The organism is Paenibacillus luteus (assembly GCF_006542765.1).
Lineage (GTDB): Bacteria > Bacillota > Bacilli > Paenibacillales > Paenibacillaceae > Pristimantibacillus > Pristimantibacillus luteus.
On sequence record NZ_SKCD01000033.1, the window covers coordinates 361,891 to 380,103 of the forward strand.

General features: G+C 46.8%; 13 protein-coding genes. 8 read left to right on the top strand and 5 right to left on the bottom strand.

All coding sequences use genetic code 11. The features are described from left to right. Positions 1-117 precede the first annotated feature (117 nt). Positions 118-1,131 (top strand): peptidoglycan-binding domain-containing protein, encoded by a 1,014-nt coding sequence (locus E0496_RS23815; RefSeq protein WP_141504249.1) that lies wholly within the window; start codon positions 118-120, stop codon positions 1,129-1,131. A gap of 230 nt (positions 1,132-1,361) precedes the next feature. Here the strand turns inward: E0496_RS23815 and E0496_RS23820 are convergent, their stop codons facing one another. The 5 genes from E0496_RS23820 to E0496_RS23840 form a co-directional block, all read right to left on the bottom strand. After that, positions 1,362-2,207 carry a carbohydrate ABC transporter permease gene (locus tag E0496_RS23820; RefSeq protein WP_141504250.1) on the bottom strand — a complete coding sequence of 282 codons (846 nt, stop codon included), beginning with the start codon at positions 2,205-2,207 and terminating at the stop codon, positions 1,362-1,364. Position 2,208: 1 nt separating this feature from the next. Continuing rightward, on the bottom strand, positions 2,209-3,114 hold the full coding sequence (locus tag E0496_RS23825; RefSeq protein WP_141504251.1) for a carbohydrate ABC transporter permease: 906 nt from the start codon (positions 3,112-3,114) through the stop codon (positions 2,209-2,211). A gap of 103 nt (positions 3,115-3,217) precedes the next feature. Beyond that, complete coding sequence (locus tag E0496_RS23830; protein WP_141504252.1) at positions 3,218-4,564, bottom strand: ABC transporter substrate-binding protein; 1,347 nt, start codon at positions 4,562-4,564, stop codon at positions 3,218-3,220. A gap of 121 nt (positions 4,565-4,685) precedes the next feature. Then, positions 4,686-6,230 (bottom strand): response regulator, encoded by a 1,545-nt coding sequence (locus E0496_RS23835; RefSeq protein WP_141504253.1) that lies wholly within the window; start codon positions 6,228-6,230, stop codon positions 4,686-4,688. Then, positions 6,205-7,986, bottom strand: a complete 1,782-nt coding sequence (locus E0496_RS23840; RefSeq protein ID WP_141504254.1) for a cache domain-containing sensor histidine kinase — start codon at positions 7,984-7,986, stop codon at positions 6,205-6,207. The genes E0496_RS23835 and E0496_RS23840 overlap by 26 nt, the downstream gene beginning before the upstream one ends. Before the next feature lie 261 nt (positions 7,987-8,247). Here E0496_RS23840 and E0496_RS23845 point away from each other — a divergent pair, with 261 nt between their 5' ends. The 7 genes from E0496_RS23845 to E0496_RS23875 all read left to right on the top strand — a co-directional run bounded on the left by E0496_RS23845 (position 8,248) and on the right by E0496_RS23875 (position 18,101). After that, complete coding sequence (locus tag E0496_RS23845) at positions 8,248-9,819, top strand: glycoside hydrolase family 43 protein (RefSeq protein ID WP_141504255.1); 1,572 nt, start codon at positions 8,248-8,250, stop codon at positions 9,817-9,819. 88 nt (positions 9,820-9,907) lie between these two features. Further along, the gene (locus tag E0496_RS23850; protein ID WP_141504256.1) at positions 9,908-11,062 is read left to right on the top strand and encodes a glycoside hydrolase family 88 protein; all 1,155 of its coding nucleotides are present in this window, start codon (positions 9,908-9,910) and stop codon (positions 11,060-11,062) included. Positions 11,063-11,425: 363 nt separating this feature from the next. Next, entirely contained in the window at positions 11,426-12,772 is a 1,347-nt protein-coding gene (locus E0496_RS23855; RefSeq protein ID WP_141504257.1) for an ABC transporter substrate-binding protein, read from the top strand. 92 nt (positions 12,773-12,864) lie between these two features. Next, positions 12,865-13,758 (top strand): carbohydrate ABC transporter permease, encoded by an 894-nt coding sequence (locus tag E0496_RS23860; RefSeq protein ID WP_141504258.1) that lies wholly within the window; start codon positions 12,865-12,867, stop codon positions 13,756-13,758. A 1-nt stretch (position 13,759) separates the two neighbouring features. After that, on the top strand, positions 13,760-14,590 hold the full coding sequence (locus E0496_RS23865; RefSeq protein ID WP_141504259.1) for a carbohydrate ABC transporter permease: 831 nt from the start codon (positions 13,760-13,762) through the stop codon (positions 14,588-14,590). A 162-nt stretch (positions 14,591-14,752) separates the two neighbouring features. Further along, positions 14,753-16,534: a cache domain-containing sensor histidine kinase gene (locus E0496_RS23870; RefSeq protein WP_141504260.1), complete on the top strand. Its 1,782-nt coding sequence runs from the start codon at positions 14,753-14,755 to the stop codon at positions 16,532-16,534. Then, on the top strand, positions 16,509-18,101 hold the full coding sequence (locus E0496_RS23875) for a response regulator (protein ID WP_141504261.1): 1,593 nt from the start codon (positions 16,509-16,511) through the stop codon (positions 18,099-18,101). The genes E0496_RS23870 and E0496_RS23875 overlap by 26 nt, the downstream gene beginning before the upstream one ends. Positions 18,102-18,213 lie beyond the last annotated feature (112 nt).

An 18,213-nucleotide genomic window follows, 5' to 3' on the forward strand; every position in this document is an offset into this window, starting at 1 on the left:
CATGGCTCATAGGAAATAGGCTGTCCGTTTTTTGTTGTTTTTTTGGAATGAATTTTGAAAGTTGGGGATAGTAAAGGGGGAGCTTAAAACTTAAACCAAAAGGATGGTGTATTTTGCATGCAACAGGACAAAGAAGTTTTAGCATCAAATGGAAAAAGCAATAAGATAGGAAAATTTGCTGCAAGGTACATAGGCGTAGCGTTACTTGCTATTGCGCTCATGTTCAGCTTGCCTAACACAGGGCATGCGATTGGAAAAAATGCTAAGGGGCCCGATGTTTATGTTATTCAAGGAATGCTTAAATCGTTAGGCAGCTATTCTGGCCCAATTGACGGTTATTACGGTGCTTCAACCGTTCGTGGAGTGAAATATTATCAGAAAAAACATGGTCTAAAAGCAACGGGTGCCGTGGATGCTAAAACGCTACAATCCATTTCATACTCGTATTCTGATCTGAAGGCATCTGCGAAGTCACGCAGTCAAGCCAAAGCGAAGGGCAATGCGAAGAGCTTGGGCAAAGGCGCTGGTAATGGCGCAGGCGGCGGCGCAGGCGGCGGTGCAGGCGGCGGAGCTGGAGGCGGCGCAGGCGGCGGAGCTGGTGGTGGCGCAGGCGGCGGAGCTGGTGGCGGAGCAGGTGGCGGTGCAGGCGGCGGAGCTGGTGGCGGTGCAGGTGGCGGTGCAGGCGGCGGAGCTGGTGGCGGTGCAGGCGGCGGAGCAGGTGGCGGTGCAGGCGGCGGAGCTGGTGGTGGCGCAGGTGGCGGTGCAGGCGGCGGTGCAGGCGGCGGAGCTGGTGGCGGTGCAGGCGGCGGAGCTGGTGGTGGCGCAGGCGGCGGAGCTGGTGGCGGCGCAGGCGAGAACCAAGGCAAAGGCGGAGGATTTGGCGGAGGCCAAGGCGGGAACCAAAGCAAAGGCGGAGGAATCGGCGGAGGCCAAGGCGGGAACCAAAGCAAAGGCGGAGGAATCGGTGGTGGCCAAGGCGGGAACCAAAGCAAAGGCGGAGGAAATGGCGGCAATGGTAACATTGGCGGCGGACAATCCGGCAATCAGGCTCCAAACGGTGGACCGTCTGGCAATCAAAGCAAAGGCGGAAATTCTTCCGAGAATCAAGCTCCGAACAGCAGCCAGCAATAGGCTTCTGCAAGGATGACAAAACAGCCGAACAGGGTCAATATCCCGCTCGGCTGTTTTTCTGTTTACATGTATATACATCTATAATCACTTTCATAATTAATGGTAAAAAAGGAATGTGCAGTAATTATCCTTTGGTAGGATTTAGCGATAATTAATCTAATGATGTGGGGAATGTCTATTGATCAAAAAAATAATGCCTATCCTTTTGTTGCTAGCAACGCTATTCTAAGTTACCCTTTCAAGCCGCTCGTGCTGATGCCTTCAACAATATAGCGCTGGAAAACAAAAAAGACAATAAAAACAGGCACGAGTGATAAGGTTGACATGGCGAACATGCCGCCCCAGTTGTTCAACGATTCTCCATCAAGAAACAGCTTGAGCGCAAGGGACACGGGGTAAAGATCAGGCTCATTCAAATAGAGCAGCGGATGAATGAAATCCTCCCAAGTCCAATAAAAGGAAAAAATAGCGGCGGTCATGAGGGCCGGGACGATGAGCGGCACCATGATACGGAAGAAGATGCCATATTTACTGCAGCCATCGATTTTGGCGGCTTCATCGAGATCAGCAGGGATGGTCCGAATAAACTGCATGATCAGGAAGATGAAGAAGGGAATGCCGAAAAATTGCGGTACCACGAGCGGCTTGAACGTTTGGAGCCAGTTGAATTCCGAGAACATAATGTACTGCGGAATGATCGTTACGTCGCGCGGCAGCATGAGCGTCATCATCATGCAGCCGAACCAGAAGCCTCGTCCCAAATAAGGAATACGGGCAAAGCCATAAGCAACAAGCGCCGAGCTGCAGACTGCGCCAATGGTCGAGAGAATAACGATGATGAATGAGTTTTTAAAAAAGGTACCAAAGGTGTTGCCGGCGAAGCCCTTCCAGCCCGTCACGTAGTTGTTCCACTCGAGCGTGCTTGGAATAAGGCTGTACGCCGTCGAGAAAATTTCATCATTTGGCTTAAGTGAGCTGACGATCAGCCATAAGATCGGATAAATCATAAGGAGAGCGAGGCCGCCGATAAAGATGTGGTAGCCATATCTGCTCCACCATTTAGGTGATAATGCCATATCAGCGTTCTCCTTTCGATTCGTAATGCACCCATAGCTTGGAGGTTTGGAAGATCACGAGCGTGATGATGCCGACAACAATGAGCATGACCCAGGCCATAGCTGCGGCATAGCCCATTTCGTAAAACTGGAAAGCCCGTTTGTAAAGGTAAAGCGAATAGAGCAGGGTAGAATCAAGCGGTCCGCCCTCACCGCGAGATACGATGTAAGCTGGCGTAAAGGTTAGAAACGCGGAAATCGTCTGTAGGATCAAATTAAATAAAATGATCGGGCTGAGCAGCGGGAGCGTTATTTTGAAAAAGCGACGAACAGCATTGGCACCATCTACGCTGGCCGCTTCGTAATAATCCTTCGGAATGTTTTTGAGGCCTGCCAAAAAGATAAGCATCGAAGAGCCGAACTGCCAAACTGACAAGGTGATCAGCGTCCATAGTGCGGTATCCGGATTTCCGATCCAAGATGTATCGGTATCAATGCCGAACACTCCCAGAGCGGAGTTCACAAGCCCTTGATCGCCAAACACCTGCGTCCATAAAATAGATACAGCAACGCTGCCGCCAATGAGGGACGGTAGGTAATAGGCGGAGCGGTACAGGCCGATGCCGCCGATGGTTTTGTTCAGCAGGAGAGCGACCATTAATGCGAAAGCAAGTCGCAGAGGCACGCTGGCGATGACGTAGTTTAACGTAACAAAGACCGATTTCCAGTACTTTTCATCGTCCGTAAACATTTTTTCATAGTTGGCCATACCGACCCAGCTTGGAGACTGGAACAGATTATAATCGGTAAATGAGTAATAAAGCGATGAGAGAATCGGATACAGGATGAAGACTAGAAATCCTATAATGAACGGGGCGGAGAACACATAACCGACCACGTGGTTGTTATCCTTTAATTTCGATAGCATGGCTTCCACCTTCCACTCCAAATGGTTTGCAAGCCGGCCTCTCGGCGGCTGCAGTTAAACAGGAAACGGGCCCACTCGCGCGGACCCGTTATTCATGGGGCTGCTATTTCTTGTTTGCTGCTAAAATTTTATTCGCATCGAGGCGGAACTTGGCAGCGCCATCCGCAACGGAGAGCTTGTTGTACAAAATTTGCTCAGCGGTATCCTTCAGCAATTTATCAACCTCAACTGCGCCAATCGGGTTCGGTGGATTCATTTGACTGCTGTTTTGCTCAGCCCATGCCACGTAGTCAAATACTTTGGTTTGCTCAGGTGTTAATAGCGGTTTGAGTGCTTCTTTAACAGCTGACGATACCGGTACGCCGCGCTCACCCATAATAATTTTGTTGGCTTCCACATCGTTTACCCAGAAGCTAATAAATTTTGCTGCTTCATCTTTTACTTTCGAGTTTTTGGAGATGGAGAAGTACATGCTTGGTTTAAGGAACAAGGCTTTGTTCTCGTTCCAGCCCGGTACCGGCAAAATTTCGAACGGACGCTTCGCAACCGTGCTGGAGAGAATATATTGGTTCGACCAGCCCCATGTGCTGACAGCGTTCCCAAGTTCAAGCTCGCCATCTTCCGGTGTGCCTTTCTTCTGGGCCAGTTTATCGAGCGACAATAGATTGCCATTATCGTACCAGCCTTTGTACATATTGTAGAAATCGATAAAATATTTGTCATCGTCATAACCTAGGCTTGTGCCATCGGCTGCATACATTAGCTGGTTCTTGCCACGCAGATAGAAGGGAAAGAATACGTCATGGCGCAAATCCTGCGTCAAAATTTTTCCCTGCGCTTTCAGAACAGGGCCAAGGGCGGTAAAGTCATCCCATGTCCAGTCCTGTGTCGGCATGGTGCCGCCTGCTTTTTCCAGCATATCCTTGTCGATAACGGAGAGCAGGGCGTTGGAGCCGAGGTTGAAGGCAAATAGTTCGTTGCCGATTTTACCGCCGGAAATTGCAGCTTCACTGATGTTGGAGATGTCGATTGCACCGTTTTGTGTGTATGGAGTCAGATCCTCCAGCTGCCCAAGCGAGCCGTACTGCGAGAGGTAGGAAATATCCATTTGAATAATGTCAGGAAGATTGTTTGCCGCAACCTTTGGAGCAAGCTTCTTCCAATGATCGTCAAAGGATGCATACTCCGGCTCGATGGTTACATGTGGATTAAGTGATTCATAAAGCTCGATGACCTTTAGCGTGTAGTCATGCCGCGATTGACCGCCCCACCAGGCAATCTTCAGGGTAACCGGCTCTTTTTTGTCATCTGTGGTTGGCGTCTCTGTTTTGACAGGCTCGCTCGGAGCATTTGTAGCATTGCCTGCTCCTTTATTCCCATTACCCCCGGCACATGCTGCGAGACTAACGGATAAAGCAAGCGTGAGCAGAATCGTTAAAACTCTTTTCATCGTTTTTATTCCTCCCCTTAGTACGTTGAATGTTATGGCTGCTCTCTCAGTATGCGTCTGCCAAGGAGAAAGGTTAAGACAAAAAACAGGAAGGAATGTTCAAAAAATAGAAAAGTTTAGGTTAGTACTTCATATACTCAGAAGGCGTGCAGCCCATATATTTTTTGAATACCTGACTAAAATATTGCGGATTATCACCATATCCGAGCCGTTCGGCCAGCTCGAATATTTTAATGTCGGGATCAGTGGCGATCCATTCGGTTGCTTGCTTGATACGCAGCTTAAGAACATAGGTCGTGAATTTTTCGCCCGTTTCTTTCTTGAACAGCTTGCCAAGATATTCGGGATTAATGAATAGCAGTTTGCTAGCGACAAAGGTTAAGGATAGATCCGCATTGCCTAGATACTGTTCGATAATATCAATGGTTTGGCGCACGAACGCAATATATTTGACCTTATTCTGCTCGTAGCGGGCATTCGTTATGGCACGAACAGCATTTTCAAGCACGGCTTGAATAGCATGAAGAGCATTCATCTCGATAATCGAAGGGATATTGCGGTAATAGTCCTCGACTGCGCGGGAATCGGCAAGGCGAATTAAAGAGACATATTGCCCGATCACATAAGATTTAGTTTTGACGATGTCAAGCTGGGCCTCCTTCAGCCTGTTGAAAAATTCGGAAAGCGCATTCTCGGCATCCTTCAAATGGCCAGAGCGGACAGGCATAAGAAGGCGGTCCTCGTCAAAGTGGAACTGGTCAAGTCGTCCATCGGCCATAATCGCCGTGTCCTGACGTGTAATAAGCCCTCCTTCATCCAAGTAAAAGCGATAGTTTAAACATTGCAGCGTCTCCTGGTAGAGGCTTCTCGCCTCGAAGATCGGTGCGGGCTCGCTTAACGCGATAGATGCGTCCATCTTGTAGTAGCTGCGGAAGGTTTGTCTGATGTCGTTAATTTTCCGGTTCAGCTCAATGATGTCAGTCGGATCTTCCACGAGAACCAGTACATGATCACCTAGGGTTGTGGCAAGCAAGGTCGTGCCGATTATTTCCTGAGCAATATTTTTGATTGCGAACAGCTGCTCAAATTGTGCGTCTCCTTCAAGCTGGAAGAGGAGCAGGCGGACAGGCTTATCTGCCGAATATTGGAAGAGGCTGCGGTAGTAATCCCAGTCGCGTCGGCCATACATTTTGTTTGTCACAAATTCCTTCAGCACCTGCTCCTTGACATGGGGCATAACCTTCTCAAGGCGTTCCTTCACGCCACTGACAAAAGCCTCGCGTTTCGCATCCGCTTCAAGCTCATCTACAATCTCGGCAAGCGGACCGCCGATCTTGATCTCATTCGTAGGCTTGAGCAAGTAATGCTTGACGCCATACTGCATCGCTTTGCTGGCATATTCGAATTCCCGAAAACCTGATAATACGATAAACCTGACATGAGGATGAGTCTGATGTGTTTTGGCAACTAGCTCTAGCCCATCCATACCCGGCATCCGAATGTCGGTGATGACGATATCTGGTTCTTCAGCCATGATGCTTTCATAGGCTTCCAAGCCGTTTCTGGCCGTCGCGGTGAGCGAAGTCCTATAATAGCTCCAATCCACCATTTGCGAAATTCCGTCCAAAATAATTCGTTCATCATCCACTAGCAGCACTTTGTACATGGTTTAATTCCTCCGTTTCTCCTGGCAGCATCAATGTGATTTTTGTACCATGGCCAATCTTGCTGTCAATGCGAAGGCCGCAGGACTCGCCGAACGCGATTTTTATCCGTTCGTCAATGTTCAAGAGACCTATGCCTTTGCCGTTCGTTTTCAGTCCGCCCTTGCGGAGCTGCTCCAGCGTATTCGCTGCCATGCCCGGACCGTTATCTTCCACAGTCAGGAAGAAGCCTTCGTTGGTTTCTCGCGCACGAATCGATATCGTACACGCGCCGATGCCTGGCTCCAACGCGTATTGAATGGCATTTTCGAGCAGTGGCTGAAGGGACAGCTTCGGCACTCGCCGATTTAAATATCGATCAGGAACGTCAAGCTGAAAGATTAACCGCTCCTCGAACCGATATTTTTGGATGGTGACATAGCTTTTAATAATTTCAAGCTCCTCGGACAAAGGCAGGATCGGTTCCTTTAATTCAATGGAATGGCTTAACAGAAAGCCAAGTGATTCCACCATATGCGAAATTTGCGTTTGTTTATTCACCCTGGCCAGCCAGTTGATCGATTCCAGCGTATTGTAGAGAAAATGTGGATTGATTTGTGCTTGCAGCGCTTTGAATTCGGTCTCTTTGAGCAGCAAACGGTTGGCATAGCTTTCGGTGATAAGCGAATTGATTCGTTCAACCATGATCCGAAATGTGCGATGAAGGAGGCCAATTTCGTTCATTGCCATCGATTGCTGCTCCGGAAGATGCAGATTCGCTTCTGCGAAATTCCCTTTCTCAGCCATCTTCATGCGCGCCATTAAATCCTCGATCGGCTTCGTCAAGCTGCGCGAGAATCGAATGCCGAGAAACACAACGAGCACAAAGATGAAAGCAAACACCGCAATCACAAGCTCACGAATGAACAAGATATGCTTGAAGATTTTGTTGTACTCCGTAATGTTGATGTACGTCCAACCGGTCTTGGAGGACTGGTTATACGATACAAACTGTGATTTGTCATCTAGCGTTTTTGTGAAATAGCCGGTTGATTGACTTGTGGAATGAATAATTTCAGTAGGGTCGAACATGGCATTGCTTGGGAATACGAGCTCGGAGCCTGCTACGATCATAAGATTACCCTCGGCGCTGTCTAAAGCCATTTTCCGCACAACCTCATTCATATTGATACGTGCTACGATGGTTCCTAAATATTGCAGGTCAAAGTTGGTATTGCGAAAAGAGCGGATTTCCCGTGTCAAAATTAAAGCGTTGTCCTCCTCGTCCGGAAAAATCCATGATGTATCGCCTTCTCTCTCACGAGCTAGCTGCATCATACGTGCCTTCTTGATTGGGCTGAACGTTATGAGATTACCGGCGTCATGCTCGGTGCCGCGCGAGTCGAACAGCTGCATCGAAATGATGGAGGATTCAGGACCTGCGAAATAAAAGAGCCGATCAAGCACAAGCTGCCTGAGAATAAGGCGGTCATAGTCGGTTTCGCTATTTTTGATAGACAACAACAAATTTTGAAATTGAATGTCGGTAATCATGTTGTAGGAAATTTGCTCAAGCCGATTGAGCTCAGTTTCGATCGCAGAGGAGGAGAGATTGAGCACTTGCGAGGATTTCTCGTAAAGCTGCTCTTCATAGAGGTAGAATGCGTATTGCTGCACGATCGTCGTAAACGCAAAGGTCAGTGCGATAATGAAGGTAATGAGGAAGGTTAGCTTGGTTTTGATCTTCATATGCTTATAAGCATTAAACCATGCCTGCATAAGCTGTATTCTCCTTTCTGGCAAGGAATGTCTGTAGTATGTCACCGCAAGAAAGCGCTGTCAACAAAAATGAGCTTGAAATAGCAGCTCATTGCTTCCCATTTTGACAAAAATCACAAAATAAATGCACTTCATTCTAAAAAAACCTACATACGCTATTTTTTTTCGTATGCTACGATAATTCATATTTGAAGACATCGCTAATTTTCAAATAGGAGAAATCAGGTATCCACCAAGACAGAGAGAGGCTGATCTAAGCGTATGATAAACAATCCGATATTAACCGGCTTTAATCCGGATGCATCATTTCTGAGGGTAGGCGAGGAATATTATATGGCGACCTCCACCTTTGAATGGTTTCCGGGCGTTCAACTTTATCATTCCATGGATCTGGCGAATTGGGAGTTGATTCCTCATGCGCTTCAGCGTACCTCTCAGCTAGATCTTAGAGGAAATCCGAGCTCAGGCGGCATTTGGGCGCCAGCGCTTTCTTACGATAACGGCATTTACTATTTGCTCTATACCGATGTTAAGGCGCGCAAAGGCGTTTTCAAAGATTTGCATAATTATCTTGTTACATCGGAGAGTATGAACGGCCCTTGGTCCGAGCCCCTCTATATGAACGGCAGCGGCTTCGACCCTTATTTGTTCCACGACGAGGACGGCACCAAATGGCTTCTCAACATGCAATGGGATTTTAGAGATAGCCACAGCAGGTTTGGGGGGATCGTGCTTCAACAATATGATCCCACTGAGCAGCGGCTAATCGGTCCGGCCAAAAAGATTTACGAAGGCACGGACATCGGCGTCACGGAAGGGCCTCAGCTGTTCAAGCGAGGCGGCTACTATTATTTGCTTGTTGCCGAAGGTGGTACGGGCATTAATCATGCGGCTACGTTAGCACGCTCCAAGCATATTGACGGTCCATACGAAACGGATCCTTCTTATCCGATCATGACGACGCGCGGGGCTCCTGAGTACCCCCTGCAAAATGCAGGGCACGGGATGATCGTTGAAACACAAAGAGGCGAGTGGTACATGTCCCATATCTGCAGCCGCCCGTTTTCTGGCACGAAGCTGAATCCGCTCGGCCGCGAAACTTCGCTTCAGCGACTCCGCTGGACAGAGGATGGCTGGCTGCGCCTCGACCATGAAGGAAGACTGCCAGCTTTGGCCGCTCCAGCTCCGGATCTTGCGCCGCATCCATATCCGGAACTGCCAGCCAAGGATGATTTTGAAGCGTCAGTGCTTGGTCTACAATACCAGACGCTTCGCGTCCCTGCGGAAGATATATGGCTCAGCTTAAGCGAACGTCCCGGTTATTTGCGTCTTCGCGGACGGGAATCGCTTCATTCCTGGCATCATCAAAGCATGGTAGCGCGCCGGCTTCAGCATTTCAACTGTACAGTTGAGACACATATGGAATATGAACCGGAGCATTTTATGCAAATGGCGGGACTCGTCTTTTATTATGATGAGCAGGATTATTTTTATTTGCGAGTTACGCGTGACGGAGACAACGGGCGCAAGCTCGGCGTTGTGTCCTCGAACAGCGGCAAATACTGCGAAGACAGAACGAGCGAGCTTAGCGTCGATGACTGGGACACTTATTATTTACGGGCGGAGGTTAATGGACGGGGACTACAGTTTTTTGCTTCGCCTGACGGCATGGGGTGGCAGAAAGTTGGCGGCGAACGAGACATGGGCGTGCTTTCCGACGAATACGGCGGCAAGCTAGGCTTCACGGGGGCCATGATTGGTTTATGTGCACAGGATATCAACGGTTCAAAAAAACATGCGGATTTTGATTATTTTTTATATCAGATTGGTTAGTCATACCAGCTTATTTACGTTGTTTGCTATGGATAGACAACAAGGATACGCAAAGCAAAATAAATGAAAAAGAAAGTGGGATCAAACCATGCTGCAGGCTAACGATCAACTATGGTTAAGCAATGTTATTGATAAAATAACAACGAAGATGGACTGGGTAAGCGAGAAGTCCAGAAATAAAATACCGTACACAACGGTTAACGGAGTGCACGATGATCGTAATGTTGATAATCCTTCAGACAATATTACGGATGGCATCAATTGGTGGACGAATGGGTTCTGGGGCGGCATGATGTGGCTGATGCACCATGAAACCGGCAATGAAAAGTATAAAGCTATTGCCAATATTTCAGAAGATATGCTGGATGAATGTTTTCAGCAATATGACGGACTGCACCACGATGTGGGATTTATGTGGCTCCCGACGAGCGTAGCCAATTATAAAGTAACAGGCAAAGCGGAATCCAAAAAAAGAGCGATGCACGCTGCCAACCTGCTGGCAGGCCGCTTTAATCTGGCGGGCGGTTTTATCCGCGCATGGAATGATCTTGGGGAGCAGGATACTCGGGGATGGGCGATCATCGATTGTATGTTTAATATTCCACTTCTTTATTGGGCAACGGAGGAGTCAGGGGATCCCCGGTTTATGCAAATTGCGATGAAGCATGCGGATACCGCTATGTCTGCTTTTGTAAGGCCGGATGGTTCCGTTAATCATATCGTTGAATTCGATCCTTTTAATGGCGGCGTGGTCAAAACGTATGGCGGTCAAGGCTATGAAGAAGGCTCTTCGTGGACAAGAGGACAAACTTGGGCATTGTATGGCTTTATGATGAGCTATATTCATACGGGAAAAGAAGAATACTTGAATACGGCGAAACGGATTGCACATTATTTTATAGCTAATATCCCTGAAAGCGGCATTATTCCGATTGATTTCAGACAACCGAAGGAGCCCGCCTACGAAGATTCGACGGCCGCGGCTATTGCGGCATGTGGATTGATTGAAATCGCCAAGGTGGTAGGCCCGCATGAGAAAGACGTTTATGTTCAAGCGGCGCTGAAGCTGTTGAAAACATTGGATGAATCCCGCAGCGACTGGACCAAAGATTCCGACTGTATTTTAATTAACGGTTCGTCAGCGTACCATAATAAGGATCATCATACCGCGATAATTTATGGCGATTATTATTTCATAGAAGCTATTTTTAAGCTTAAAGGCAATGATTTATACCTTTGGTAGGTGATGAAAACAGAGGCAGCCCGGAACATGTGTTGTATGTTCCAGGCTGCCTCTGTTTTTTTTGAATTAGAGTAAGAAATATAGCTGTAATAACGGTCATAACAAGCTTAAACAGTTATAGGTAAAAGCGGCTGGGGCATCCTATTTTAAGGGGAAAAGATACCATCAGCCAAACCGAGATCAAGTAGACGGTTCATCGTTAACTTCTTAAATAAGCCGCATATCCGCCTTAAAAAACTTCATTTCACGTGTCGACTTTTGATGATAATCTTAGAACATGGAACGGGGTTGAACAAGGGTGGTGCGCACATCTTGCAGGTAGTTCCTCTAAAAAACGCAGATACTAAAGGGAGGTCCAAGTAAATGGCTAATCAACCATTACTGAAATTCGCTTCAATTATTATGGCTTTATCCCTAGTTCTTACGGCATGTGGTGGAAACAACTCTAACAACGGCAATGCGGGAGCAGGCAACAGCCCGGACAACACGGGTACGGCTACAGATGCTCCGAAGGAAGTCAACTTTACAATTGCTTATGCAACAGGAGATCCGTCAACGAAAAAAGCAATTGAAGCTACCATCGATGCTTTCACTGCAAAAAATCCGAATATCAAAATTACGAATTATAGTGAAACAACATCCGCTGCATACTTAGATTGGCTGAAAACAAAAGATGCTGTCGGCCAATTCCCTGATCTGGTCGAAATGCGCGACACGAAAGTGTTCGCAGATGCCGGCAAAATCGTGGAGCTGCCTGAGGATCTTCGCAGCTTGTTCAAAACGTTGCCGGAATATAACGGAAAAATATATAACGCTCCAATATCCGGCGGCACTCCTCAAGGGATCATCTACAGCAAGAAAGCGTATGCTGACGCTGGAATTACCGAGTTGCCAAAAACCTATGACGAGTTCCTTGCTATCCAGGAAAAATTGGCAGCTACCGGCATTTCACCGATTGTAGTCGGAGGAAAAGATATTTTCCATATGGGCTTCTGGACTAATTTCTTTATCATGAACGAAGTGTACTCAAAAGATCCGGATTGGAACTCGAAGCGTACAGCGAAAACAGCAAGCTTCACGGATGCAGGCATGGTACAAGCGATGACCGATTACAAAGATTTATTTAGCAAATATGTAGATAAAGGCTGGCTCTCTACGGCAGACAATCAAACGGCTTCCATTCTAGTATCGGGCAAAGCAGCGCAGCTGTTCTCCGGTCCATGGATGTTTGGTCAAATTGCGGAAGCGGACCCGAACTTTGAATTTGGTTTCTATGCAATACCGAACCGAGAAGGAAAAACGGTTGTTCTAGGCCTTCCAGGATTGGCAGGTTGGTCATTGTCAGCAGAAGCGGCAAAAGACGCAGATAAAGTAGAAGCGATGAAAGCGTTCATTAAATTCTTCTTTGATCCAGAGCAATACGCTCCATACCTAGCGACTGTTAATGGACTTCCATCCACAGCGATAGAAGTATCCTATGAAACAGGCGAGCAAATGAAAGAAGTGCTCCGATTGATTAATGACGAGACGGTCATCAAGTCGCTCGCGATTAATAACTGGTACGGCGAAAATGCCATTCCACCGCAATTCCGTAACTGGTTCTATAAGCTTCTTCAAGAGCTGGTGCTGAAAAACGGCGATGTAACGGATTATATGAAGCAGGCTGACACCGAGTATGACAGTAATGTCAAAGCCAATTTGCAGCAATAAGCGGCTTTAGACCGGATGACAATCAAAGAGCGACCTCTGCCAACGCGGAGGTTCTCTTTTTATCAAACCTTAGCAGGAAGTAGGAGAGAGCCATGATTGCCAAGTCAAAGAAAAAGAAATGGACGAATTATGCAATTTGGTTTATATTGCCAGCGTTTATCGTATATACGGCTTTTGTCATCGTACCTACTCTCAGCAGCGTGTATCTGAGCTTTACGGCTTGGAACGGAGTAAGCGAAAAGATTCCATATATCGGGCTCGATAACTTTGTTGAAATTTTTAAAAGTCCACGGGTCCACAATGCTTTAAAAAATACGTTGATTCTAGCGGTTTCATTAGTTCTCTTAGAAAATATTGTCGCTTTGGGGCTAGCTATATTGGTAGATCAGGTTCGCTGGTTCCGTAATTTGTTCCGCAGTATCTTCTATTTTCCGGTATTAATGTCGGGTATTATTATGGGTTTTATATGGATGATTATTCTGAATTATAACTTTGGCGTTTTGAATCAATTGTTGGAAATGACAGGTCTCGGTTTCCTGAAGACAGATTGGTTAGGCAATCCGGATTTTGCATTAATCTCGATTATTCTATCCACCGTCTGGAAGGCAGCTGGTTACTATATGGTGATTTACCTGGCAGGACTTCAAGGCATTCCGCAGGAATTAAATGAAGCGGCCAGCATTGACGGTGCCAATCGCCTGCAGCAGTTCCGCCATATTACGTTTCCTTTACTCGCTGGTGCTACGACCGTTTGCGTTATGTTATCAATGATCGGGTCACTCAAAGTATTCGACCAAATCGCGGTTATGACAGATGGCGGTCCGGGCTTTGCTACAGAAACGTTGACCTATATTATCTATAAGGTCGGTTTTGGCGAATTGAGACAAGGCTTTGGTACGGCGCTTGCCCTTGTTCTGTTCATCCTCACTTTGGTCATCTCCTTGGTTCAAATTAAAGTGCTCCGCAAAAGAGAGGTGCAGATGTAAGATGAAAAAAGAAGTCAAGCCGATTGATGTTATTACATTTGTTATTACGCTGCTTATAGCGGTCGTGTTCGCCTTCCCGATTTATTTCAACATCATGTCCGCATTCAAAAGCAATGCAGAAATCATGAAGGATGCGATCTCTTTTCCGAAGGAGCTTTACTTAGAAAGCTTTAAATATTTGCTGACGGAAACAAAATATCCGGAAGCGATGCTGAACAGCACCATTCTTACAGTAAGTTCAATCGCTGTGATGGTGCTCGTCATTCCAATGGCCGCTTATGCCATCGAGCGAACAAACTCGAAATGGACAAACGCCGCGTTTACTTATTTTCTCTTTGGAATGATGATTCCGTTTCAAGTTTACATGATTCCATTGTTTAAGCAGCTCAAAATGATCGGACTTTTCGGCACGCTTACGGGACCCGTTCTGCTTTATATTTCCGGATCGATTGGATTTGGAGTCTTGCTCTATACAAGCTTCCTGAAAGGTATTCCCCGTGAGATCGAGGAGTCGGCAGAGATTGATGGCTGCTCAAGAACCGGGATCTTCTGGAAAATCGTATTTCCGCTGCTCGGACCGGTTACCGCTAGTATGGTAGTGCTTCAAGGACTCGGCATTTGGAATGACTTTCTGATGCCTATGATGGTTCTGCCAGCAGGCCAAGCCAAAACGATGATCGTAGAGCTGTTCTACTACGTCGGCGAGTTTTCATCACGCTGGGATATGATCTTCGCCGGTACGACGATGTCGTTGATTCCGGTGTTGATTGCCTTTCTTTCCCTGCAGAAGTATTTCGTCAAAGGCGTTTCGTCTGGCGCAATTAAAGGATAAGATCGGAATCATACTAAACGTAATAACCGAACAGCCGGAAGCTCCTTTTGAGGAATTTCCGGCTGTATCTTTTGCAGCGCATTCGTCATGCTTGAGTTATCGCCATCGGAAGTTATGATAAGATAAGTACGGGATAGCGTTTGTTTAGGGGGGAGCTTGCAGATGAAGATATGGCGGCTTAGATGGAACAGCGTATTTGTAAAATTTTCGGTAGCCTTTATTTTAGTGGGGCTCATTCCTTTATTCGCGCTCAGCTACTTTTCCGTTCAAACGTTTACAGGGCATGTTGAGAGGTATACGAATGATAATTTGCGGCAGATGGTTCTCTACATTAGCTATAATCTTAATTCAGCTTTTAATAATTACAATGAGATCTCCATGCTGATGTACACGGGACGCTATGATGGCATGCAGGACAGCTTCGCTGACAATCAGACCCGTAACGTCAATGAACTGGAGCAAATCAACACCGTACCGATCGATGCTTTTCTTAAAATGATCATGTACAGCGACCGTTATATAACAAGCGCTTATTTTGTCCGGACGAAGGACAACAAACTGTTCTATCAAACGAAGGAAAATAAAGTAGTCATTCCTGAGAAGCTTCCCGTGGAGGATTGGCTAGGCACGATGAAGGATGCTCCTACGGACTTGATGATTTATCCGACACATGAGGATTTTTATATATTCAATTCGCAGGACAATGTCATTACAATTGGCCGTAACTTAATTGATACTTCAGGCACCTTGTTAAAGGAGCCCAAAATCGTAGGCACCTTGTTTTTTGATGTCGATGCCAAAGTTGCCGACCAGTTTCTGCGAGAACTGAATTTAGGGGAGCAGGATGAGCTTTACGTACTCGACAACAACGAACGAACCTACTTCAGCAACAAAGAACTAACATCTATTCAAACGCCGATCTCTACCGAAGCAGATAAGGGCAAGCTTATTTTGAGCGAGGAAATTCCTTTCTTAAAAGGACAATTGCTGGTTAAATTTGAGAACGAAGAAATTTATAAGCAGCTTGGGACGACCAGCACAGCCGTATATATAGCGATCGGCATTTGCTCGCTTGTTCTTATCATCATGGGTACCTGGTTTTCAAGACGACTTGCAGCGCCGATTCGAGGGCTGATTAAACAGATGACCAAGGTAGAATCCGGCAATTTGGAAATTCAGATCGAAGTGAAAAGCAATGATGAAATGGGCAGGCTCGCTCATGGCTTCAATCGGATGGTAGATCGGCTGAAAGCATTTATTAATGAGGCGTACGTCGCTGAGATCAAGCAAAAGCAAACCGAGCTTAATGCGCTGAAGAGTCAAATCAGGCCCCATTATTTGTATAATACGCTGGAGGTTATTCGGATGAATGCCGTTCACAGTGATGCGGATGAGGTGGCGGATATGATACTCTCGTTATCGAATCAGTTGAAGTACGTCATTGATTACGGCGAGGATTGGGTTACGATTCAGCGTGAGCTAGATCATCTGAAAGATTATTTCTATATCATTCAGGTTAGGTTTGAGAATCGATTCGAACTCCGCTGCGATATTTCAGACCGTATCAACAGGGATTGGTCAATCTTAAAGCTTTCCCTGCAGCCGATTGTCGAGAACGCTATTCAACATGGTCTTCGCCCAAAAGGGAAAGGCACCGTTCAAATTTCTATCGAGCGTATCGAGGATAAGCTGGCCGTTACGGTCTATGATGACGGGATTGGCATGGATACGGAAGAGCTTGATCGTTTGAATGCCATGCTGGAGGACGCGGTGGCTCCTTCCAAAAATGTCGGTATCAAAAACGTACATGAACGAATCAAATCGGTTTGCGGGGAAGGCTACGGCATTTCGATAAGCAGCCGCAGGCATGTAAGCACTTCGGTGCTGATGCTATTTCCGGTAAAGGAGGGGATAATGCATGATACGGCTCATACTGGCAGATGATGAACCGATTATTATTAAAGGACTGCGAAAGCTAATCGACTGGGAATCTTTCGGGATGGAAATTATTGGACATGCGTATGACGGGAATGAGCTGATGGAGCTAATCGAGGAGCTGAGCCCCGACTTAGTCATTAGTGACATTAGCATGCCTCACCGAACGGGCATCGACATTATTAAAGAAATTAAACAGCGCGGATTGCCGGTTAACGTTATTTTTATAAGCGCTTATCAGGAGTTCTCATATGCTAGGGACGCGGTAGCATTTGGCGCTATCGATTATTTAGTGAAGCCTGTCGTCAAGCAGCAGCTCGAGAGTGTGCTGGACAAAGCTATTTCCCTTATTACCGAGCATAATGAGGAGCAGAAGCGCAAAGGGAAGCTGCAGCTCCTGGAACGAAAGAGCCGGCATGAGGAGATGCAGGAAGCGCTAATCAGGCTAACGGAAGGGAGCTTGTCTCCGGGGACAAAATCGTTTCAAGAAACGGAAGCGCAGCTTCTGGGGCCTCTCTATACCGCAATGATCGTGGAGGTTGAGCGGCAGAAGGAAAATTCAAACCGCTGGACGGACAAAGAAAACAAGCTGATCGAGTTTGCCATTGGAAACGTGCTGCAGGAAACGATAACGGAAACGGACATCGGGTATGCGTTCATGAAGGGGAAGCAGCATGTGATTATAGCCAGCCACAAGGAGAAGGACGAGACGATTATGCTGGCCGAGGATACGCAAAGCAAAATCGAAACTTTTCTAAAGTTAAAGGTTTCCGTTGCTCTGAGCCGGCCGGTAAGTGATTTGATGAAGCTTGCAGAGGCTTTCCGTGAAGCGGAGCATGCGATGGAGATGAAATATTTTGTAGGATTAAACCGCGTGTTGCGTTACGTGCCGCCAGCGCAGCCGCATTCCTTTGACAAGGAGCTTTATGATTTGCAGTGGGACGTTATCCGCAGGATGACGGGCAAGCCTTGGCTGGAGGTTGAAGTTGCGCTGGGCGTCTGGCTTGCTACGATTAAGAGAGAAACGTACGGCAATCGGCCGCTTGCAGTATCCACCTGCTTCTCATCGGTATCTTTTATTATCCAAGAGCTCGCCAAATCAGGCGTGCGTCTATCTGAACGTGCCTTGGATAAGGGGGAGCTGCAGCAGCGGTTGGATTCCTTCGAGACCTTTGACACGATGGGTACGGAAATTACAGGCGTATTCGAGAAAACGTATTTGGAAATGGACGGTGACTCCGGTAATAAGGAGAAAATCGTATTGGCTAAAATCAAGCAATTTATCGATGAGCACTACAGCGAGGAAATTACACTGGAGTCGATGGCGAGCATGGCGTTCATGAATCCATACTACTTCAGCAGCTTCTTCAAGAAGCATACCAAGCAAAATTTCAAACAATATGTGACCGAAGTCCGGATGAAGCATGCCACAGATATGCTGAGTCTGACGGACTTAATGGTCTACGAGATTGCAGAGAAGGTGGGTTATAATAATGCCCGCCATTTCAGCGATATGTTCAAAAAGACATACGGCAAGCTGCCTAACGATTATCGGCAGGATGCGAAAAAAATATAGCGAAAATGTTTGTTATTATTATCTTGATTTTCCTATAAGTGCTGTTCCTGAAGGCTATATCCTGGGATCAGTGCTTTTTTTTGTATTAAATTGTATAGATTTTTGTATGAAA

What these genes read in the sequence shown, in the direction of transcription:
- E0496_RS23825 (WP_141504251.1), bottom strand. Translation starts at nt 3,114, where the DNA reads ATGCTATCGAAATTAAAGGATAACAACCACGTGGTCGGTTATGTGTTC.
- E0496_RS23815 (WP_141504249.1), top strand. Translation starts at nt 118, where the DNA reads ATGCAACAGGACAAAGAAGTTTTAGCATCAAATGGAAAAAGCAATAAG.
- E0496_RS23855 (WP_141504257.1), top strand. Translation starts at nt 11,426, where the DNA reads ATGGCTAATCAACCATTACTGAAATTCGCTTCAATTATTATGGCTTTA.
- E0496_RS23870 (WP_141504260.1), top strand. Translation starts at nt 14,753, where the DNA reads ATGAAGATATGGCGGCTTAGATGGAACAGCGTATTTGTAAAATTTTCG.
- E0496_RS23860 (WP_141504258.1), top strand. Translation starts at nt 12,865, where the DNA reads ATGATTGCCAAGTCAAAGAAAAAGAAATGGACGAATTATGCAATTTGG.
- E0496_RS23835 (WP_141504253.1), bottom strand. Translation starts at nt 6,230, where the DNA reads ATGTACAAAGTGCTGCTAGTGGATGATGAACGAATTATTTTGGACGGA.
- E0496_RS23830 (WP_141504252.1), bottom strand. Translation starts at nt 4,564, where the DNA reads ATGAAAAGAGTTTTAACGATTCTGCTCACGCTTGCTTTATCCGTTAGT.
- E0496_RS23820 (WP_141504250.1), bottom strand. Translation starts at nt 2,207, where the DNA reads ATGGCATTATCACCTAAATGGTGGAGCAGATATGGCTACCACATCTTT.
- E0496_RS23840 (WP_141504254.1), bottom strand. Translation starts at nt 7,986, where the DNA reads ATGCAGGCATGGTTTAATGCTTATAAGCATATGAAGATCAAAACCAAG.
- E0496_RS23850 (WP_141504256.1), top strand. Translation starts at nt 9,908, where the DNA reads ATGCTGCAGGCTAACGATCAACTATGGTTAAGCAATGTTATTGATAAA.
- E0496_RS23865 (WP_141504259.1), top strand. Translation starts at nt 13,760, where the DNA reads ATGAAAAAAGAAGTCAAGCCGATTGATGTTATTACATTTGTTATTACG.
- E0496_RS23875 (WP_141504261.1), top strand. Translation starts at nt 16,509, where the DNA reads ATGATACGGCTCATACTGGCAGATGATGAACCGATTATTATTAAAGGA.
- E0496_RS23845 (WP_141504255.1), top strand. Translation starts at nt 8,248, where the DNA reads ATGATAAACAATCCGATATTAACCGGCTTTAATCCGGATGCATCATTT.